The organism is Pseudotabrizicola sp., assembly GCF_030684215.1.
Taxonomy (GTDB): Bacteria; Pseudomonadota; Alphaproteobacteria; order Rhodobacterales; family Rhodobacteraceae; genus Pseudotabrizicola.
In genome coordinates, this window is sequence record NZ_JAUXOV010000070.1 from 119,305 (window position 1) to 137,529 (window position 18,225).

Annotated in this window: 22 protein-coding genes; 17 read left to right on the top strand and 5 right to left on the bottom strand. The window is 62.0% G+C overall.

What is annotated here, in order from left to right; all coding sequences use genetic code 11:
* Positions 1-35: 35 nt before the first annotated feature.
* The 3 genes from accD to Q8K08_RS14670 all read right to left on the bottom strand — a co-directional run bounded on the left by accD (position 36) and on the right by Q8K08_RS14670 (position 2,705).
* Positions 36-962 carry an acetyl-CoA carboxylase, carboxyltransferase subunit beta gene (accD, locus tag Q8K08_RS14660; RefSeq protein WP_304797427.1) on the bottom strand — a complete coding sequence of 309 codons (927 nt, stop codon included), beginning with the start codon at positions 960-962 and terminating at the stop codon, positions 36-38.
* A gap of 150 nt (positions 963-1,112) precedes the next feature.
* On the bottom strand, positions 1,113-1,979 hold the full coding sequence (locus Q8K08_RS14665) for a peptidoglycan DD-metalloendopeptidase family protein (RefSeq protein WP_304797425.1): 867 nt from the start codon (positions 1,977-1,979) through the stop codon (positions 1,113-1,115).
* 6 nt (positions 1,980-1,985) lie between these two features.
* Positions 1,986-2,705, bottom strand: coding sequence for a DUF1624 domain-containing protein (locus tag Q8K08_RS14670; protein ID WP_305250538.1), 720 nt, complete (start codon positions 2,703-2,705; stop codon positions 1,986-1,988).
* Between the two features lie 314 nt (positions 2,706-3,019).
* Here Q8K08_RS14670 and ilvD point away from each other — a divergent pair, with 314 nt between their 5' ends.
* The 10 genes from ilvD (at position 3,020) to Q8K08_RS14720 (ending at position 11,482) form a co-directional block, all read left to right on the top strand.
* Entirely contained in the window at positions 3,020-4,756 is a 1,737-nt protein-coding gene (ilvD, locus tag Q8K08_RS14675; protein ID WP_370654127.1) for a dihydroxy-acid dehydratase, read from the top strand.
* Positions 4,737-5,300: a hypothetical protein gene (locus tag Q8K08_RS14680; protein ID WP_304800183.1), complete on the top strand. Its 564-nt coding sequence runs from the start codon at positions 4,737-4,739 to the stop codon at positions 5,298-5,300. The genes ilvD and Q8K08_RS14680 overlap by 20 nt, the downstream gene beginning before the upstream one ends.
* A gap of 146 nt (positions 5,301-5,446) precedes the next feature.
* Positions 5,447-6,220: a DUF6478 family protein gene (locus tag Q8K08_RS14685; protein WP_305250539.1), complete on the top strand. Its 774-nt coding sequence runs from the start codon at positions 5,447-5,449 to the stop codon at positions 6,218-6,220.
* A 23-nt stretch (positions 6,221-6,243) separates the two neighbouring features.
* Entirely contained in the window at positions 6,244-6,618 is a 375-nt protein-coding gene (locus Q8K08_RS14690; RefSeq protein ID WP_304803954.1) for a hypothetical protein, read from the top strand.
* A 219-nt stretch (positions 6,619-6,837) separates the two neighbouring features.
* Positions 6,838-7,770, top strand: coding sequence for an AEC family transporter (locus Q8K08_RS14695; protein ID WP_304803952.1), 933 nt, complete (start codon positions 6,838-6,840; stop codon positions 7,768-7,770).
* Complete coding sequence (gene fghA, locus Q8K08_RS14700; RefSeq protein ID WP_305250540.1) at positions 7,770-8,600, top strand: S-formylglutathione hydrolase; 831 nt, start codon at positions 7,770-7,772, stop codon at positions 8,598-8,600. The genes Q8K08_RS14695 and fghA overlap by 1 nt, the downstream gene beginning before the upstream one ends.
* A gap of 6 nt (positions 8,601-8,606) precedes the next feature.
* Positions 8,607-9,068, top strand: coding sequence for a YaiI/YqxD family protein (locus Q8K08_RS14705; protein WP_305250542.1), 462 nt, complete (start codon positions 8,607-8,609; stop codon positions 9,066-9,068).
* A 54-nt stretch (positions 9,069-9,122) separates the two neighbouring features.
* Positions 9,123-9,749 carry an HAD family phosphatase gene (locus Q8K08_RS14710; protein ID WP_305250543.1) on the top strand — a complete coding sequence of 209 codons (627 nt, stop codon included), beginning with the start codon at positions 9,123-9,125 and terminating at the stop codon, positions 9,747-9,749.
* Positions 9,746-10,645 carry an ornithine cyclodeaminase family protein gene (locus tag Q8K08_RS14715; RefSeq protein ID WP_305250544.1) on the top strand — a complete coding sequence of 300 codons (900 nt, stop codon included), beginning with the start codon at positions 9,746-9,748 and terminating at the stop codon, positions 10,643-10,645. Before Q8K08_RS14710 ends, Q8K08_RS14715 begins: the two co-directional genes overlap by 4 nt.
* Before the next feature lie 234 nt (positions 10,646-10,879).
* Positions 10,880-11,482, top strand: a complete 603-nt coding sequence (locus Q8K08_RS14720) for an outer membrane lipoprotein carrier protein LolA (RefSeq protein ID WP_304797763.1) — start codon at positions 10,880-10,882, stop codon at positions 11,480-11,482.
* Positions 11,483-11,543: 61 nt separating this feature from the next.
* Here the strand turns inward: Q8K08_RS14720 and Q8K08_RS14725 are convergent, their stop codons facing one another.
* Both Q8K08_RS14725 and Q8K08_RS14730 read right to left on the bottom strand, forming a co-directional pair.
* Positions 11,544-12,134: a lytic transglycosylase gene (locus Q8K08_RS14725; RefSeq protein WP_304797765.1), complete on the bottom strand. Its 591-nt coding sequence runs from the start codon at positions 12,132-12,134 to the stop codon at positions 11,544-11,546.
* Between the two features lie 78 nt (positions 12,135-12,212).
* Complete coding sequence (locus tag Q8K08_RS14730) at positions 12,213-13,094, bottom strand: AEC family transporter (RefSeq protein ID WP_304797767.1); 882 nt, start codon at positions 13,092-13,094, stop codon at positions 12,213-12,215.
* An 84-nt stretch (positions 13,095-13,178) separates the two neighbouring features.
* Here Q8K08_RS14730 and hspQ point away from each other — a divergent pair, with 84 nt between their 5' ends.
* The 7 genes from hspQ (at position 13,179) to Q8K08_RS14765 (ending at position 18,210) form a co-directional block, all read left to right on the top strand.
* A complete protein-coding gene (gene hspQ, locus Q8K08_RS14735; protein WP_304797769.1) occupies positions 13,179-13,505 on the top strand; it encodes a heat shock protein HspQ in 327 nt (108 codons plus the stop codon).
* A 79-nt stretch (positions 13,506-13,584) separates the two neighbouring features.
* Positions 13,585-13,929 (top strand): STAS domain-containing protein, encoded by a 345-nt coding sequence (locus Q8K08_RS14740; protein WP_304797771.1) that lies wholly within the window; start codon positions 13,585-13,587, stop codon positions 13,927-13,929.
* Positions 13,901-14,365, top strand: coding sequence for an ATP-binding protein (locus Q8K08_RS14745; protein WP_305250548.1), 465 nt, complete (start codon positions 13,901-13,903; stop codon positions 14,363-14,365). Before Q8K08_RS14740 ends, Q8K08_RS14745 begins: the two co-directional genes overlap by 29 nt.
* 219 nt (positions 14,366-14,584) lie before the next feature.
* Positions 14,585-16,156 carry a gamma-glutamyltransferase family protein gene (locus Q8K08_RS14750; RefSeq protein ID WP_305250549.1) on the top strand — a complete coding sequence of 524 codons (1,572 nt, stop codon included), beginning with the start codon at positions 14,585-14,587 and terminating at the stop codon, positions 16,154-16,156.
* Between the two features lies 1 nt (position 16,157).
* Positions 16,158-16,616: a GAF domain-containing protein gene (locus Q8K08_RS14755; RefSeq protein ID WP_304797776.1), complete on the top strand. Its 459-nt coding sequence runs from the start codon at positions 16,158-16,160 to the stop codon at positions 16,614-16,616.
* A gap of 11 nt (positions 16,617-16,627) precedes the next feature.
* Positions 16,628-17,524, top strand: coding sequence for a homocysteine S-methyltransferase family protein (locus Q8K08_RS14760; RefSeq protein ID WP_305250550.1), 897 nt, complete (start codon positions 16,628-16,630; stop codon positions 17,522-17,524).
* Entirely contained in the window at positions 17,521-18,210 is a 690-nt protein-coding gene (locus Q8K08_RS14765; protein ID WP_305250551.1) for a pseudouridine synthase, read from the top strand. Before Q8K08_RS14760 ends, Q8K08_RS14765 begins: the two co-directional genes overlap by 4 nt.
* Positions 18,211-18,225: the final 15 nt, after the last annotated feature.

The window sequence follows — 18,225 nt, forward strand, 5'->3', positions numbered from 1 at the left end:
CCTTTCAAGGATGGCGTCGGAACCTTGCGCCAAGATCAACCTGCGGCGGGTGCTGGCGGGACGGGCGCGGGTTCGGGTGCTGTGGGGGCGGGCAAGTCACCTTTGACGGCGGGGGACTGGCCGGTGAGCATGCGCAGAATGTTGGTCAGCTCATCGCGCATTTGCTTGCGATGCGTCACCCGATCCAGCATGCCGTGATCCAGCAGGTATTCCGCGCGCTGGAAGCCTTCTGGCAGCTTTTCGCGGATGGTTTGCTCAATCACGCGGGGCCCGGCAAAGCAGATCAGCGCATTGGGTTCCGAGATCTGGACATCACCCAGCATCGCATACGAGGCCGTTACCCCGCCTGTTGTGGGGTGGGTCAGGACAACGACATAGGGCAGTCTCGCCTCTTTAAGCATTTGAACTGCAACGGTTGTTCGTGGCATCTGCATCAATGACAAGATGCCTTCTTGCATCCGCGCGCCACCGGCGGCGGAGAACAGGACCAAGGGGCGTTTCAGTTTCACGGCGCGTTCGGCGGCGGCCAGAATGGCGTTGCCGACATACATGCCCATGGAGCCTGCCATGAAGCTGAAATCCTGTGCCACGGCGACAATCGGGGTGCGGCCCATCTCGCCCTCGGCGACCAGCATCGCCTCTTTTTCGCCAGTCGTTTTCTGTGCGGCTTTCAGGCGGTCGGGGTACTTCTTCTGATCCTTGAAGTGCAGCGGGTCGACCACGGGTTCAGGCACCTTGACTTCGGTGAAAATACCACTGTCAAACAAGGCCTTGAACCGGTCACGCGGGCTGATCGCCATGTGGTGATCGCAGTTGGAGCAGACGTTCAGATTTTCCGCCAGCTCGCGGTGGAACAGCATTGTTCCGCACTCAGAACACTTCGTCCACAGATTTTCCGGCACTTCCCGGCGCGAGAAGAGCGAGTTGATTTTCGGGCGGACGTAGTTCGAAATCCAGTTCATGCGGGCGTGCCTTTCGGGTGCCGATCTTTGCGTTCAGATAAAGCGCCGGGGGATGAAATGCAATCGGCAGCGTCGTATGGATCGTGTCTGGCGCGGGTCTGGTTCACGTATGGCAAGTGTCATGACGTTGGTGCGCAGGGCAAGAAGCGGTCAGGGCAGGGTAAAGGCGGTTGCGGGCAGGCGCATAATCAGGTTGGGGTCGGGGCAGATGGCTTGCCAGACATCCCACAGGCTGCTGTGCCCGACGCCGTAGAAGTTGCCGTTCGCCTGATCCAGCATGTCGGTCATGATCTGGAAGTGTACATGCGGGGCCCAGCCGCCATTTTCAGGCCAGTCACCAAGGTCGGCAATATGCTGGCCCGCTGCGACCTGTGCGCCGGGTTGCAGCAAGCTGGGCAAGGTGGCGGCAAGGTGGCCGTAAAGGGTGTAGAACGGTGCGCAATCAGACTGGTGTTCCACAATCAGCGTGTGGCCGTAATCCAGTGGGTCGGCGTTGTAGGTCAGGTGCAGGACGCGGCCCGCCAGCGGTGCATGGACGGGGCTTCCGGCGGGGGCGAAGACATCTATGCCCAGATGCCGGGTGCGGCGTTCGGGGCTGATCGCATCGGCGAATTGGGCGGTGCGGTAGACTGACCGATCCTCGCCATAGGTGCCAATGCCGTAGGGCACGTCTTTTGCCGCAAACCACGCGTCAAAGTTGCGGTCGGAAAACGGCGGCATATCGGGGTGTTCGTCATTGGTCAGCAGGGCAAGCGTGCGGCTGTTGGCAACATCGGGGCGGAACAATGGTTCGGGTGTCAGCGCGCGCAGATGGGTGATGATCCGGGGGGCGGAGGGAATCGCAGGCTGGCCAAGCCCGGCACGCAGGATCGCGCGCAGCAGGCCCTGATCCGCAGCGCGCAGACGTGTGGCGACGTGTGGCGGGCTGGCGGCTATCAGGGTGGGCAGGTCTTCTGGCGCAGCCCCGCTGCGGCGCAGCGCGGCATAGAGATCGGGCTGATCGGGGATCGGGTGCATGGCGGCCTATAGGTAACGGGTGAAGATATAGACCGCGCCGAACAGCACGGGCTGGTGGATCAGATAGATGGCAAGGCTGTGTTTGCCGGGCCAAAGCGCTGCACGTGTCACATTGCCGGGTTGCCAATGGCGCAGCCTGTCCCATGCCCCGGCGCGGGTCATCAGCTTTGCGGTGGCGATGCCCAGAAGGACCGGGCAGAGCCATGGCAACAGCGGTTCATAATCTATCATCGGCGGGATTTCAGTGGACAGGCCAAGCCAGACCCAGTGCGGGGCGTTGAACACCTCGGACCGGGCCAGATGCGGGGCGGTGAAAGCTGCGGCCGCGATGGTGACGGTCAGGATCACGGGCGCGCGCAGGAACAACAGGCCGATCAGGCTGCCGGCGGCGATGGCATGCAGGATTCCCCAGCGGATGAATTGCGCGCCCATGGTGTAATAGGTGGCGATGGTGACAAGCGCCGCCGCCGCAGCGACCATGGCAAAGCGCCACCAGAATGCGCTCCAGCGGATGCGTTTGTTGTGGGCCAGCCAAAGCGACACGCCTGCCAGAAACAGAAAACTGGAGGCGATGGCGCGGGCGATCAGCGGCCATGGGCCCTGAAACACAAAGCCCGGTGGCAGATGGCCAAAGAGCATCAGATCAAAGGTAAAGTGATACCCCGCCATCGCCAGAAGGGCGAGCGAGCGGGCAAGGTCGATGGCATGGATGCGCTGTGCGGTCATAAGCCGACACAGTATCCAAGCCAGCGGCGGTGGAAAGCCCCGATGCTTTGGCGGGTTTGTTGGCGGGCAATAAACTGCGTTTTGGGCAAGGGCGTTTCGGGCCGCGCTGTCTGGTGTTGGGGCTGCGCTTGTTGCAAGTGTAGGGCGGGGTTCACCCCGCCTTGCCCGGCACATATGGCGGGGTGAACCCCGCCCTACCCCTTTGGCATTGGCCAATGACATTCGATTACCCCTGTGTCCTTTGCTTTCGCGGCTTGCCCCCGCTGGTTTCGCCCATTATCCAAATGCCAGCCAGTCAAAGCGGGAGGATGCCCATGTCCACGAACACGCGTTTCGATAAATCGAAACTTCCCAGCCGTCATGTGACCGAGGGTCCGGCGCGTGCGCCGCATCGGTCGTATTTCTATGCCATGGGCATTACCGAGGAAGAAATTCACCAGCCTTGGGTTGGCGTGGCCACCTGCTGGAACGAGGCCGCACCGTGCAACATCGCGCTGAACCGTCAGGCGCAGATCGTGAAGCATGGCGTGAAAAAGGGTGGCGGCACCCCACGCGAGTTTACCACCATCACCGTGACCGATGGTATTGCCATGGGTCATGAGGGGATGCGGTCGAGCCTTGCATCGCGTGATGCGATTGCCGACACGGTGGAATTGACGATGCGTGGGCATTGCTATGATGCGCTGGTCGGTCTTGCGGGCTGCGACAAGAGCTTGCCGGGGATGATGATGGCGATGGTTCGCCTGAACGTGCCGTCGGTGTTCATCTATGGCGGGTCGATCCTGCCGGGCCGCTATCAGGGCCGTGACATCACCGTGCAGGATATGTTCGAAGCCGTGGGCCAGCATCAGGCTGGCAACCTGTCGGATGCGGAACTTGAGATCATGGAGCGTGTGGCCTGCCCGTCCAGTGGTGCGTGTGGCGCACAATACACCGCCAACACCATGGCCTGCGTGTCCGAGGCCATCGGGCTGGCGCTGCTGAATTCATCTGGTGCGCCTGCACCTTATGAGAGCCGCGACCAATATGGTGAGGCGTCGGGTGTGGCCGTGATGCATCTGATTGAAAAGAACATCCGCGCGCGCGACGTGGTCACGCGCAAGTCGTTGGAAAATGCGGCGCGGGTTGTGGCCTGCACCGGGGGCAGCACCAATGCAGCGCTGCACCTGCCCGCAATCGCGCATGAGGCTGGCATCGATTTCGACCTGTTCGATGTGTGCGACATCATGCGCGACACGCCCTATTTCGTCGATCTGCGCCCGGGCGGCAAATATGTGGCCAAGGATCTGTACGAGGTGGGCGGCGTGCCTGTCGTGATGAAGGAACTGGCCAAGGCCGGGTTGATGCATCTGGACTGCATCACCGCCAGCGGCAAGACGATTGGCGAAAGCCTTGAAGAGATCACGGGTGTGGCCGATGGCCGGGTGATCTATCCGGTGGAAACGCCGATCACCAAGACCGGCGGCGTTGTTGGCCTCAAGGGAAATCTTGCCCCTGATGGCGCAATCGTCAAAGTTGCGGGCATGAGCGAAGCGGAGCAGGTGTTCACTGGCCCGGCGCGTGTGTTCGAGTGTGAAGAAGACGCTTTTGCCGCGGTCAAGGCCCGCAGCTACAAGGAAGGCGAGGTTATCGTCATCCGCAATGAGGGCCCCGCTGGTGGGCCGGGCATGCGCGAGATGCTGTCTACCACTGCCGCTTTGTCGGGGCAGGGGATGGGCAAGAAGGTGGCTCTGATCACCGATGGCCGCTTTAGCGGTGCGACTCGCGGGTTCTGTGTGGGGCATGTGGGACCAGAGGCGGCTCATGGCGGGCCGATTGCGCTGCTGCGTAACGGCGACATGATCACGCTGAACGCGCTGACCGGCGAATTGTCGGTGGCGGTGTCGGACGAGGAACTGGCCAAGCGCAAGACCGAATGGAAAGGCCCGCGCGAGACGCAATATGCGACGGGTGCTTTGTACAAGTTCGTGAAGCTGGTGGGCGGGGCGCGTTGGGGGGCTGTGACCCATCCGGGGGCCAAGGCTGAGAAGCATGTATACATGGACCAGTAGGCTGGTCCTGCTGATGGGGCTGGCGCTGAGCCAGCCCCTTGTCAGCATGGCCGACGTGCCATTGCCAAAGACGGTCATGTTACGCGCGCAAGACCTGACTGTGCAGGGGGCAGCGGGCTATTGTCCTGATCCGGCGACACTGAAACAGACGGATGGCGCTGTGGCGGTGTTGTTGGGCAGGTGCAACGATCAGACCTCTATCGCGCCAGCGATCATCACCATTACCTTTGGCCGGGCCGGAAGTGCTGCTGCCATGGCGGCGGGCGGGGCAGAGTTGGCTGCATTTTTCGCGACAGAGGCCGGGCGCAAATCCCTTAGTCGTCGTGGACGAGCGGCAGATGTGTCGGTGACCTCGGCGCGCAGTGTGGGAGATGTGTTCCTGTTCCGGGTGGCAGACCGGGGAGAAGGCACCTATTGGCGCGGCATGACGGCCCTGAAGGGCCGCACGGTCAGCGTGAAGGTCTCGGGCCCTGATCTGGACGAGGCGACGAGCCGCAAGCTGGTCGAAGACACCGCAAAAGCGCTGCGTCGCGCCAATCGCTGAGTGCCGGTTGCCGGGCTATTGTGATTGCACCCGTCGCCTCGCCTGCAAAGTGTGTGGAGTCTTAGGATTTTTCCGGCAATAAAGGGAATCGTTTCCGCGCCGTCAACAATCGGCGCGGGTTACCGGGTAGAGTTGCGGAAAAGCATATGGCAGGCAGGTTTGACGCGTTTCTTGATCGGGTGTTGCAACGCCGGATGCAACGCCGTTGGGGCGCCGTGGCTGAACGTGCTGCCAGTTTGGATCTGGAGCAGCTCAGCACTTTGCGCGGACGCGCACGCGCGATCCGCCGTCAGTTGGACCGGGTGATCCATGAGGCCGAGCATCGGCTGGCGTTGCCGGTGATCGGGTCCAACGCGATGCGCCGCCCGTTGGGCACGGACTGGTCATGGCGGCCAGCGCTGTGGCGGGGGCCTATTCCGGTGCCGGGTTTTTCCTCGGTGCCCGGCCGGGCGCTGGTTTGCGAGGGTGCGACGGTGTTTCACGATTGCCGCCGGAGTGAGTTGACCGTGCGCCAGATCCGCAACACACGGCAATCTGACCTTGCGCCCTTTGGCTTTCGGATGGACGTGTTCCGCTTTGACGGCTCGTTTCTGAGTCTGGTGCTGGATCTGCCGCCCGAGGCCGCGTCCGGGTTGAAGCTGCGCCATCTGATCCGGCTGGATGTGATCGTGGAAATGGAAAAACCGTTGGAGATTTTCGCGCGGCTGAACATCAAGCACGGGCCCAATGTCGAGCAGATTGTGCGTGAGTTGCCGCTTGGTGACGAGGAAGTGATGGTCGAATTCGACCTTGCCTATACCAAGGTCAGTGAAAAGCGGGTGGAGCGTTTGTGGGTGGACCTGATCTTTGAAGGTCCGGAGATGAACCAGATCATCCTGCGCGATGTGACGTTCAGCCGTCGCCCCCGCGCTGAATTGTAAGCGTGGGCAAGTGTGAGGCAGAGATGATCGAAAAGCGATTGACCAAGACCCGTATCCGCGCCGGCATCTGGGAGGGTGTGCTGAGCGGTGGGGACACGTTGCCCGCGCTTGAGGTGCTGTTGCTGGAGACCCCGTTGCCCGGCGTGAGCGTTGAGCCCGTTGCGGGCCGCGCCGGGGAATGGGCGGTGCGCGTGCCCATTCCGTCTGCGGTGCTGACAGACGGGGTGCAGACCTTCCTGATCCGCGAGATCGGTAGCACGGAGACTTTGGCACATTTCACAATCATCACCGGCGTGGTGCTGGAAGACGACCTGCGGGCCGAAGTGGATTTGCTGCGGCAGGAGTTGGACATGCTGAAACGTGCGTTCCGGCGGCATTGTCTGGAAACCATGGACTGAGCCCGTGACAGGCGTGATCTGACGGAGCGGGCGTTCCGCCCGCGCGCGGTATGTCGGGCCGCAGCTTGCGCCGCGATCCCTCCGGCGGGGGGGCGTTGCCCCCCGTCGCGCGAAGGGCGCGACTCCCCCCCAGGATATTTGTGAACAGGTAAATGAGAGCGGGTTGTGGTTACGCTGGGTTTCTGAAAGCTTGCAGGGGACTGTGGCGAAAGGGCGACGATGCTGCCGATCCTTCTGAAAACCCTGCCGTTCTTTGCTCTGATCGGGTTAGGCTATCTGGCTGGGCGCACACGGTTCTTCAGCGCCGAGGCGACGGCGGCGCTGACAAAGTTTGTGTTTTATTTTGCGCTGTCGGCGATGCTGTTCGGCTTTGCAGCCAACCTGTCGCTGGGGGAGATTTTCAACTGGACCTTCGTCTTTGCCTATCTGTCCGCTTCGGTCGTGGTGTATCTGCTGGCAACGGGTGTGGCGCTTTGGCGCGGCGTGTCGGTTGAGGAAGCTGCGGTTGAGGCGCAATGCGCGGTGATCGGCAATGTGGGCTTTCTGGGCGTGCCGATGCTGGTCTTGCTGCTGGGGGCTGCGGCGGCGGGGCCGGTTCTGTTGGTGCTGGCGGTGGATCTGATCGTGTTTTCGAGTGTGATCACGCTGGTGATCACCGCGCGGCGCGAGGGGCGGATGAGCCTTGGCATTTTCCGGGTGCTGGCGCTGGGCCTGTTGAAGAACCCGATGATTGTGTCAATTGTGCTGGGGCTGTCATGGGGGGCCACGGGCTGGGTGGTGCCGGGGCCGGTCAATGAGTTCATGACCACGCTTGGGGCTGCGGCCACGCCGGGGGCGCTGTTTGCGATTGGTGCATCGCTGGCGGGGCGCAGTGCTGAGCGGGTGCAGGTTGCGGCGTGGCTGGCGGCGGCCAAGCTGGTGCTGCATCCGGCGGCGGTGGCTGTGGCGGCTCTGGTGATTTTTCCGGTGGAGCGGTATGCGGCAGGCGTGATGATTGCGGCCGCCGCCCTGCCGGTGGCGGGCAACGTGTATATTCTGGCTGCGCATTTCGGCGTGGCCCCGCAACGGGTTTCGACGGCGATCCTTTTGTCTACCGCGGCTTCGGTGCTGACGGTGACGGCGGTGATTGCCTTGGTGAATGGAGGGACGTGATGAAGACGGTATCTGAGAACAGGGCGTTTGGTGGCGTGCAGGGGGTGTATTCGCATGCCTCTGCCGCGACTGGCACCGAGATGACTTTTGGCCTGTTCCTGCCCGAGGGGGCCGAGGATGGGCCGGTGCCGTTGGTCTGGTTCCTGTCGGGGCTGACCTGCACGCATGAGAATGCGATGGTGAAGTCGAACGCACAGCGCTGGGCGGCGGAGGCCGGGGTGGGGGTGGTGTTTCCCGACACCTCACCGCGTGGGGACGGGGTAGCGAATGATGCCGCTTTTGATCTGGGGCAGGGGGCGGGGTTTTATGTGAACGCTACGCAGAAACCCTGGGCGCCGCATTTTCGGATGTGGGATTATGTGACGGATGAGTTGCCGCGGTTGTTGTTCAGCGCCTTTCCGCTGGCTGAGGAGGCGCAGGCGATCACCGGGCATTCGATGGGCGGGCATGGGGCGCTTACCATTGCGATGAGCTTTCCGGGGCGGTTCAAGTCGGTGTCGGCCTTTGCGCCGATCTGTCATCCCACGGCGGGCGACTGGGGGCGCAAGCAGTTTGCGGCCTATCTGGGCCGCGATGAGGCCACCTGGGCCGGGCATGATGCCACGCTGTTGATGCGCAAGCGCGGGTTTGACGGGCCGATTCTGGTGGATCAGGGCACGTCGGACCAGTTCATTGATCTGCTGAAGCCCGAGGCATTGGCCGAGGCGATGGCGGCGCGGCGGCAGGGTGGGGCGGTGCGGCTGCAAAAGGGCTATGATCACAGCTACTTCTTCGTCTCGACCTTTATGGAGGAGCATATCGGGTTTCATGCCAAGGCGCTTTATGGCTGATCAGCGATGACGCGGTTGTTCATTGATGCCGATGCCTGTCCGGTGAAGGCCGAGGCAGAGCGGGTGGCCACGCGGCATGGCGTGAAAATGCTGGTGGTGTCGAATGGTGGCATCCGGCCTTCGCCCAATCCTTTGGTGGAGAGTGTGTTCGTGGCCGCCGGCCCGGATGAGGCCGACAAGTGGATTGCCGACTCTTGTGGTCCCGGTGATGTGGTGGTGACGGGCGATATCCCTTTGGCGGCGAAATGTGTGGCTGCGGGGGCGCGGGTGCTCAAGCACAACGGCGAGGAATTGGGGACTGCCAATATCGGCATGGCACTGGCCACCCGCGATCTGATGCAGGATCTGCGCAGCGCAGATCCGTTCCGGCAGGGCGGCGGGCGGCCGTTTTCCAAGGCGGACAGGTCGCGGTTTCTGGATGTGCTGGACCGCGCGCTGCGGGCGGCGAAGGCACAGAGCGGGGGTTGAAACTCTGGTTCGGGCAGAGCTCTATGGCCATGACGGATAGACCAAAGGTGTGCGATGACACGACCCGAAGCAGTGGTTTTCGATATCGGCAATGTGCTGATGCACTGGAACCCTGAGGGGTTTTACGACAGGCGGCTGGGTGAGGCCGGACGGCGACGGCTGTTTGCCGAGACGGGCATCGAGGAGATGAACGTGGCGGTTGATGCGGGTGCGCCCTTTCGCGCGACGGTCGAGGCGCATGCGGCGGCCCATCCCGATTGGGCCGAGGATATTCTGTGCTGGTATCACAACTGGATCGAGATGGCGGCTCCGCGCATTGAGGGGTCAATCGCGTTGTTGCGGGCATTGCGCGCCAAGGGGATTCCGGTGCTGGCCCTGACCAATTTTGGCGACGACAGCTTTGCCTATGCCCAAAGTCAGTATGATTTCCTGAACGAGTTTGACCGCGCCTTTGTGTCGGGGCGGATGGGGGTGATCAAGCCGGATGCCGAGATCTACCGGCAGTTGGAAGACGCGACCGGGATCACGCCTGACAGGTTGATCTTTACCGATGACAAGGTGGAAAACATTGATGCGGCGGCGGCGCGGGGCTGGCGGGTGCATCTGTTTGTCGGCTGGCAGGCTTGGGCTGCGCGGCTGGTCGATGAGGGATTGCTGACGCAAGCAGAGGCGGGGTTATGACAGTGCAGATCATCGGGCAAGAGGTGGAGCCGCGGTTGACATGGGACGGTCTGACCGCCGCGCTGGAGGCCGGGCATCGGCGGCCAAGGGCCGAGATCCGCGATATGGTGTTGTATCGTGGCGGCGATACGCTGCTGAACCGGGCTGCGTGGATTGACGGCCTTGGACAGTTGGTCAAGGTGGCAACCGTGTTTCCGGGCAATGGCGGTCATGGATTGCCGTCTGTGAACGGGGCGGTCACGCTGTATGACGATCAGACCGGGGTGCTGACCGCACTGGTGGATTTTCATCTGGTGACCAAGTGGAAGACGGCCGGTGACAGTCTTTTGTCGGCCAAGCGGCTGGCGCGCAAGGACTCGCGCCGGATTTTGCTGGTGGGCGCGGGCACTGTGGCGCGGTCGATGATCAGCGCCTATTCCAGCCTGTTTGCGCAGGCCGAGTTCACAGTCTGGAGCAGGAACCGCGCCACGGCGCAGGCGATGGGTCATTCCGTGGCCGATGATCTGGAAACCGCAGTGCGCGCGGCCGATATCATCTGCACCGCTACCATGTCACGTGAGCCGCTGGTGATGGGGGCCTGGTTGCAACCGGGGCAGCATCTGGACCTGATTGGCGCCTACACGCCCGCTATGCGTGAGGTGGACGACGAGGCGATGGCGCGCGCTCGGGTGTTTGTTGACAGCCGTGCCACGACGATTGGCCATATTGGCGAAGTGATTGAGCCGATCAAAAGCGGCGCGATATCAGAGGCAGATGTGATTGCCGATTTCTACGACGATCCGACAAGCTATGTGCGGCGCTCGGCGGATGACATTACGATCGCCAAGAATGGCGGTGGGGCGCATCTTGATCTGATGACCGCAGATTATATCTCGCGGGTGGCGAACGCAGGTTAGCGGGGGCCAGACTTTGCGGGGGCCAGTCTTTGCGGGGGCAGACTTGATTGACCGCGGGTTCGAAAGGGGTAGGGCGGGGTTCACCCCGCCTTGCCTGCCACAAAAGGCGGGGTGAACCCCGCCCTACCCCATCCGAATGGCCGAAAGACATGTGACATCACAGGATCGGCAAAACCCCGCAATGTTTGTGCATTGCAGGATGCAAGACCGACTTGGCGCCATTATATTGCAATTATGAACCGTAGAACCGCCATATTGGCCCCGCTCGCCCTTTTCGCGCTTGGCGCCCCGGCTTTCGCCGCCCGGATCTCGCTGGCCGATCTTTCTGCCTATCTGAACGGTCTGACGACTGTGCAGGCTGATTTTACGCAAGTGAACAGCAATGGCACCATTGCTACCGGAAAGCTGTTTATCCGTCGGCCGGGCCGTATCCGGTTCGAATATGCGCCGCCGGATCGCTCTTTGGTGATGGCGGGGGGCAGTCAGGTGGCGATATTCGACCCCAAGTCGAACCAGCCGCCCGAGCAATACCCGCTGGCCCGCACGCCGCTGAACCTTATTCTGGCGGCGAATGTCAACCTTGGCCGGTCGGGCATGGTAGTGGCGCACCGCGAGGTGGAAAACACCACGCGCGTGGTGGCGCAGGACCCGCAGAACCCCGGTTACGGCACGATCGAACTGGTGTTCACCGCCGGCCCGGTCGAGTTGCGTCAGTGGATCATCACCGATGATGTCGGGACCAAGACAACGGTGATTTTGGGTGAGATGAGCAAGGGCGGGTCAATTCCGGCCTCACATTTCGACATCACCGCCGAAACGCGCAAACGCAACCTGTAAACGGCTGCGCCTGACGCGTATCGGCGGGCTGTGTCACGCACCACACTGCGGCGCGGGTCGATCAGATCCGCCCGCAGGATGCGAGTTGTTGGGCATACATGCCGGACCGCCGTTCCACACGGGCGGCCACATCCACCAGCCAGGGTTTTGCCAGATAGCTTTGACGGGCATAGCCGGTGCGGCCTTCGTGATAGGCAAGATACTGGTTCTGGGCGTCGGTCTTTGAGATACCGAGGCGCTTTTGGGTCTGGTCCATATACCAGCCCATGAAATCGGTGGCGTCAGAGATTCGGTCACGGCGCGCACCGCCGCGGTTCTGCTCTTTCTGGTATTCCTCCCAAGTGCCATCCAGAGCCTGAGAATAGCCATAGGCCGAAGATTGCCGCCCCATCGGAATGATCCCCAGCGCAAACTGGTGCGGGGTTTGGGCATTGCCGATGAATTTCGATTCCTGATGGATCGTGGCCATCTGAACATGAATGGGCACACCCCATCTGCGTTCAGTTGCCTGCATGGCACGGAAATATTGTGGACGCTCACGCACAATGGCGCAGGCGTTTTCCAAATCACGGGGCGCCGAAAATTGACTGCTTCCACCGCCACAGGCAGCCAGCAACAGCAACAACATCGACGCACGGAGAAGTCTGCTCATCTGCCCCTCGCACGTTTTTCTTATTAACGGCCACAGTAGGGCAAAAACGCTGCGGGGGAAATGGGGCACAATGCCCCGTCATAACAGAAATCCGAGAGTTATCGGCAAAGTGATGACCGCAAGCAGGGTGGAGGCAATGACAAGCCCCGCCACCGCATCGGCATCGGCCCCGTATTTCTCGGCCAGCATATAGGACGTGACCGCGACCGGGGTGCTGATCTGTACCACAAGAACAGCAAAGGCCACCGGGTCCAGCGCAAAGAACCGGCCGATGGCCACCGCCACCGCCACGGTCAGCCCGCCGCGCATCACGGACAGCCAGACCGCGCGCCCCAGCCGCCCCGGTGTCAGCCGCGCAACCGCCACACCCAAGGTTATCAGCATCATCGGAATGGCAATCTGACCCAGCAGGGTCAGCGAGTTTGTCAGCCAGACCGGCGTTTGCCAGCCCTGCCACAAGAACAGCGCGCCCAGCAGGGTCGCCGCCATCGCCGGCTCACGGATGACCCGCAGCACTGACCCGCCGCCCGACACCAGCCAGATGCCGAAGGTAAAACTCCAGACCATCATTACTGCGAAGATGACAACGGCATAGCCGAGGCCCGCCTCGCCAAAGGCAAACAGCGCCAGTGGCAGGCCGACATTGCCGGTGTTGCCAAAGATCAGCGGTGCCAGATAGGTGCGCCGATCAAACCCCAACACCTTTACCACGCCCCACAAGATCAGCGTCAGCGCACCGTAGGCGGCAATCGCGGCCAATGTCACGGCGGTCAGCGCGCCTGGGTCCAGTTCGGTTTTCATCAGCGCGGTAAAGATCAGCGCGGGCACCGACAGGGTCATCGACAGGCGGGTAATGAACTCCATCCGGTATTCGTGGCCAGTCCGAACCCACAGGTAGCCGATGGCCCCAAGCAGACCGACCGGGGCCACGATTTCCAGCACTGTCAGGATAAGGACCACAGTTTGTTTCCCCAAATCAACGCCTGTCATGTGGACAAGACACTGCCATCGGGATTAATAACCATCATCAGGGGATGCAATGTGATGCTGAGATTAACACCGAAATACCACCTTGGTCAGGTGCTGCGGCATCGCAAACATCCGTTCCGGGGTGTGGTGTTCGATGTGGATGCCATGTTTTCCAACACCGACGAATGGTATGAAAACATCCCCGAGGAAAGCCGCCCGTCAAAGGACCAGCCGTTTTACCATCTGTTGGCCGAAAATGACCAAAGCTTTTACGTCGCCTACGTGTCCGAACAGAACCTTGTGCCGGACGAAACCGGGGAGCCTGTCGGCCATCCTGATCTGGGCGATTTGTTCGGTGACTTTGAAGATGGCCGCTACCCGTTGCAGTTTCAGTTGAACTGACCCGTCATCGTTGCCCGCCGCTGTTGATTGATCGGTAACCTTCTGGGGTTAGCCTTTCGTCAGGACCCGGAGGGCACGAATGCAACTGGACTGCACCCAAACCCAAGATCTGATGATCGTTCATGTGCGCGAAACGCGCATTGATGCGGCTGGCGCCATTGATTTCAAGGACAAGATGCGCGACCTGACTGCGGCCAGCCAGTGTCGGGTGATGCTGGATCTGTCGCTTGTCGGCTTTATTGACAGCTCTGGTCTGGGCGCAGTGGTTGCTGTGCGCAAGTCATTGGGCCCTGACCGCCCGTTAGAGCTTGCCGCGCTGACCCCGGCGGTGGAAAAGGTTTTTCGCCTGACCCGCATGGATTCCGTGTTTATCATTCACCGTGATATTCCGGCCCGTGCAGACAGCTTTCGTGATGTCGTCTAACGCCATCGGGGGCCGCACCCGTATCGTTATCGCCTCTGACCCGTTGGCCGTGCGACAGGCGCTTTGCGCGTTGTTTGATCGGCTGATGGCTGGGCGGATGGCGGAAGATGCCCGTGACACGGCACAGATTGTTCTGGCAGAAGCGCTGAACAATATTGTTGAGCACGCCTACGCACAAACGCCCGGAGAGATCGAGGTGACGGTAGATGTCTCGCCCGGCGGGCTGACCTGCTGGATCATGGATGCCGGTCTGCCCCTGCCGGACAGCGCCTTGCAAGATACTTTGCTTGTGCAGCCGCAGCCCGGCGACGATTTGCCGGAAGGTGGCTTTGGCTGGCATTTGATTCGCACCTTGTCCGATGATCTGGATTACCGGCGCGAAGGGGGACGAAACTTTCTGACATTCCGAATCTCGGCGCAACAATATTCGAATTGACCGGGGCACTGTTTCTTACTGCCAGATTTGACGCGAAAGCGCCCAAATTTCCCCCTAAAACTGACGCACTGTGCGTCAATATAAAAGGGGTAGCTGCATAAAGCTTCCCTCGGCGCTGCGGATAATTGCCCCCGCCCAGTTCGTGGCGCCGAGGTTTTCTATGCTGTTTGCACTCTGCGCCCGGTGTGACTAGCCTGCCCCTGAATGACAGGGGGCAAAATGCGCGATTTTCATCTTCCGGGCCGATCAGCCGTTTATGCCGAAAATGGGGTTTGTGCCACGTCGCACCCGTTGGCGGCGCAAGTGGCTGTGGATGTTCTGAAATCCGGTGGCAATGCGGTGGATGCCGCCGTTGCGGGCGCGGTCTTGCTTGGATTCTGCGAACCTCAGATGACCGGGCTGGGCGGCGATTGTTTCGTGCTGCTGAAGCCGGCCGGAGAAGAACGGGTGCTGGCGCTGAACGGGTCTGGCCGCGCGCCCGCCGGTTTGTCGGCGGCACAGATGCGCGACCGGGGCCTGTCGGCGGTGCCGTTGCGCGGGGTTGAAGCGGTGACACTGCCCGGTGCGGTGGATGCGTTCTGCACCTTGGTTGCGGATTGGGGGCGCCAGCCCTTGGCGCAAAGCCTTGCCCCTGCGATTCACTACGCTGAAGCTGGCGTGCCTGTCGCGCCGCGTGTGGCGTTCGACTGGGCCGATGATGCGCCAAGCTTGCAGGGGCGGGCGCGCGATCTGTTTTTGCTGAACGGTCAGGCCCCGAAACCCGGTCAGATGTTCCGGGCCCCCGGTCAGGCCGAGGTGCTGCGCCGTATCGCACAGCAAGGCCGCGCCGGGTTTTACGAGGGCGAAGTGGCTGATGACATGATCGCAAGCCTGCGCGCCCTTGGCGGCACGCATACGCTGGACGATCTGGCCGCCACCCGCTGCACCTGGGGCGAGCCTGTGCAGGGGCCCTACAAGGGCATCGACCTGTTGGAGCATCCGCCGAACGGGCAGGGCGCTACGGCGATTTTGCTTCTGAAAATCCTGTCGCATTTCGATCTGGCCGCGATGGACCCCTTTGGCGCGGCCCGCGTGCATCTAGAGGCAGAGGCAGCAAAGCTGGCTTACGATGCGCGCAACCGGTTTATCGCCGACCCCGCCGCGCGGATTGACCATATGCTGTCGGATGATACGGCGGCAAAGCTGGCGGGGCTGATCCGTGCTGACCGCGTGATTGCAAAAGCCGCGCCGCTGACCGAGGCGATTCACCGCGATACGATCTATATCACGGTCGTTGACCGCGACCGGATGGCCGTTTCGCTGATCTATTCGGTGTTCTGGGGCTTTGGGTCTGGCATGGCCTCGGACAAATTTGGGTTGAATTTCCAGAACCGCGGCGCTGGTTTCACCCTGACCGCAGGCCATCCGAATGAGGCGGCGGGTGGCAAGCGGCCGATGCATACGATCATTCCGGGGATGGTGATGCAGGGTGGGCGCGTGACCATGCCCTTTGGCGTGATGGGCGGTGGGTATCAGCCAGCGGGCCATGCGCGGCTGATCTCGAACCTGTGCGATTTCGGGATGGACCTGCAATCGGCCATCGACGCCCCGCGCAGCTTTGCCGGGCCGGACGGGCTGGAGCTGGAGCGCGGTTATGGCGAAGGGGTGCGCGCCGAACTGGCGGCACTGGGGCACCATATTGTCACGCCTGATACCCCGCTTGGCGGCGCGCAGGCCATTGTGCTAGGGGCGGATGGCGTGCTGGTCGGCGGGTCTGATCCGCGCAAGGATGGCATTGCTCTGGGGTATTGAGATGAGCGTTGATTATGACGGCCTGCGCAGTGCGATCCTGTCGCTGACGGCTGGCGAGACGGATGCGGTGGCGCTTATGGCGACGGTGGCTTGTGAGGTGCATCACCACCACCCGTTCAGCGACTGGACCGGGTTTTACCGCGTGGTGGCCCCGGAACTGCTAAAGATCGGGCCGTATCAGGGCGGCCATGGTTGTCTTGTGATTCCGTTTTCGCGCGGGGTCTGCGGGGCTTGCGCGCGCACTGGGCAGGTGCAAAACGTGCCGGATGTTGACGCCTTTCCGGGGCATATCGCCTGTGCATCGTCAACCCGGTCGGAACTGGTGCTGCCAGTCTGGACCGGGGCAGGGGTGTTGCTGGGCGTGCTGGATCTGGACAGCAACACGCCTGCGGCCTTTACGGCGCAGGATGAGGCATTTTTCACCACCCTTCTGGCGGATGTGTTCCGCGACGCTTCCTGAAAGGCACTCTTATGGCACAGATCACATTGTTGGACGGGGGAATGGGGCAGGAACTTATCGCCCGCGCGGGGGATGACCGCTCTGCGCTGTGGGCCACGCGTGCGATGATCGACCATCCGGGTCTGGTGCGCGAGATCCACGCCGAGTATTTTGCCGCCGGGGCATCGGTTGCCACCACCAACACCTATAACATCCTGCATGACCGTCTGACCAAGGAAGGCCTGGACCACCTGTATCACGCGCTGCATCTGAGTGCGCTGCTTCAGGCGCATGAGGCGCGGGCCGAGCATGGCCGGGGCATCATCGCCGGGTCGATGGGGCCTTTGGGTGAAAGCTATCGACCTGACCTGACACCTCCGGTCGCGGTTTCGGCGGCGCTTTATGCCGAAAAGGCGCGACTGATGGCGGCGCATGTCGATGTGATCTTGTGCGAAACCATGTCCTCGCTGGACCTTGCGCGCGGGGCGTTGCAGGGGGCGCAGGCGGCGGGGATGCCAGTCTGGCTGTCGGTATCGGTGGATGACCGCGACGGCAGCAAACTGCGGTCGGGGGAGCCTGTGGCGGCACTGGCCGAGGTGATCGCAGAGCATCCTACAGCCGCGGTGCTGGCCAATTGCTCGATGCCCGAGGCGATGCTGGCGGCTTTGACCGAGCTTTCGACCATGGGCTTGCCCTTCGGGGCCTATGCCAACGGGTTTTCCGAGATTTCCAGCCTGCCGCTGCCGGAAAGTCATGACGCGCCCGCTTATACCCATCGCCACGACCTGACGCCGGAGAAATACGCTGATTTTGCGATGCAGTGGGTTGATCTGGGGGCCACCATCGTTGGTGGCTGTTGCGAAGTGGGGCCGGCCCACATCCGGCATCTGGCCGCCCGCCTGACAGCGGCGGGCCATACCATCTTATGACGCGGCGCATTGTCCCGGATCATGCGCCCAGCCTGATCCCCGATTTCAGCTATGACCCGCCAGACGTGCCGCTGTCGGTGCTGCATGAGGACAAGCAGATTCTGGTGGTCGAGAAGCCCGCCGGGTTGCTGAGCGTGCCGGGCAAGCTGGAGGGGCGACAGGATTGCCTGATCACCCGGCTTCAGGCAGAATATTGGGATGCGCTGGTGGTGCATCGGCTGGATTGCGACACTTCGGGCGTGATGATCTTTGCCCGGACCAAACAGGCGCAAGCCTTTCTGGGCCAAGAGTTCGAGCAGCGCCGGGCGCGCAAGACCTATGTGGCAAGGGTCTGGGGCGCAATGAAAGATGAGAGCGGCCATGTAGATTTGCCGATTGGCAGCGACTGGCCGCGCCGCCCGCGTCAGATGGTGGACCCTGAAAACGGACGCCCCGCGCGCACCGACTGGGAGGTGGTCGGGCGGTCAGAGCTTGAAACGCGGGTGCAGTTGCATCCGCTGACCGGGCGCAGCCATCAGTTACGGGTGCATATGCTGGCGCTGGGGCATGTCATCATCGGTGACCAGATTTATGCGACCGGTCCTGCGCGTGAGGCCCCGCGCCTGATGTTGCATTCCGAGACATTGCGCCTGCATCATCCGGCCACGCAGGAACTGGTAACCTTTGTCGCCCCGGCGCCCTTCTGAGCAAATCTGCTTTCC

Excerpts from the sequence above, each read along its gene's own strand:
- Q8K08_RS14670 (WP_305250538.1), bottom strand. The coding sequence starts at position 2,705 with ATGACCGCACAGCGCATCCATGCCATCGACCTTGCCCGCTCGCTCGCC.
- Q8K08_RS14765 (WP_305250551.1), top strand. The coding sequence starts at position 17,521 with ATGACGCGGCGCATTGTCCCGGATCATGCGCCCAGCCTGATCCCCGAT.
- Q8K08_RS14755 (WP_304797776.1), top strand. The coding sequence starts at position 16,158 with ATGAGCGTTGATTATGACGGCCTGCGCAGTGCGATCCTGTCGCTGACG.
- accD (WP_304797427.1), bottom strand. The coding sequence starts at position 962 with ATGAACTGGATTTCGAACTACGTCCGCCCGAAAATCAACTCGCTCTTC.
- Q8K08_RS14705 (WP_305250542.1), top strand. The coding sequence starts at position 8,607 with ATGACGCGGTTGTTCATTGATGCCGATGCCTGTCCGGTGAAGGCCGAG.
- Q8K08_RS14750 (WP_305250549.1), top strand. The coding sequence starts at position 14,585 with ATGCGCGATTTTCATCTTCCGGGCCGATCAGCCGTTTATGCCGAAAAT.
- ilvD (WP_370654127.1), top strand. The coding sequence starts at position 3,020 with ATGTCCACGAACACGCGTTTCGATAAATCGAAACTTCCCAGCCGTCAT.
- Q8K08_RS14685 (WP_305250539.1), top strand. The coding sequence starts at position 5,447 with ATGGCAGGCAGGTTTGACGCGTTTCTTGATCGGGTGTTGCAACGCCGG.
- hspQ (WP_304797769.1), top strand. The coding sequence starts at position 13,179 with ATGCTGAGATTAACACCGAAATACCACCTTGGTCAGGTGCTGCGGCAT.
- Q8K08_RS14680 (WP_304800183.1), top strand. The coding sequence starts at position 4,737 with ATGTATACATGGACCAGTAGGCTGGTCCTGCTGATGGGGCTGGCGCTG.
- Q8K08_RS14760 (WP_305250550.1), top strand. The coding sequence starts at position 16,628 with ATGGCACAGATCACATTGTTGGACGGGGGAATGGGGCAGGAACTTATC.
- Q8K08_RS14720 (WP_304797763.1), top strand. The coding sequence starts at position 10,880 with ATGAACCGTAGAACCGCCATATTGGCCCCGCTCGCCCTTTTCGCGCTT.
- Q8K08_RS14690 (WP_304803954.1), top strand. The coding sequence starts at position 6,244 with ATGATCGAAAAGCGATTGACCAAGACCCGTATCCGCGCCGGCATCTGG.
- Q8K08_RS14710 (WP_305250543.1), top strand. The coding sequence starts at position 9,123 with ATGACACGACCCGAAGCAGTGGTTTTCGATATCGGCAATGTGCTGATG.
- Q8K08_RS14695 (WP_304803952.1), top strand. The coding sequence starts at position 6,838 with ATGCTGCCGATCCTTCTGAAAACCCTGCCGTTCTTTGCTCTGATCGGG.
- Q8K08_RS14725 (WP_304797765.1), bottom strand. The coding sequence starts at position 12,134 with ATGAGCAGACTTCTCCGTGCGTCGATGTTGTTGCTGTTGCTGGCTGCC.
- Q8K08_RS14665 (WP_304797425.1), bottom strand. The coding sequence starts at position 1,979 with ATGCACCCGATCCCCGATCAGCCCGATCTCTATGCCGCGCTGCGCCGC.
- fghA (WP_305250540.1), top strand. The coding sequence starts at position 7,770 with ATGAAGACGGTATCTGAGAACAGGGCGTTTGGTGGCGTGCAGGGGGTG.
- Q8K08_RS14740 (WP_304797771.1), top strand. The coding sequence starts at position 13,585 with ATGCAACTGGACTGCACCCAAACCCAAGATCTGATGATCGTTCATGTG.
- Q8K08_RS14715 (WP_305250544.1), top strand. The coding sequence starts at position 9,746 with ATGACAGTGCAGATCATCGGGCAAGAGGTGGAGCCGCGGTTGACATGG.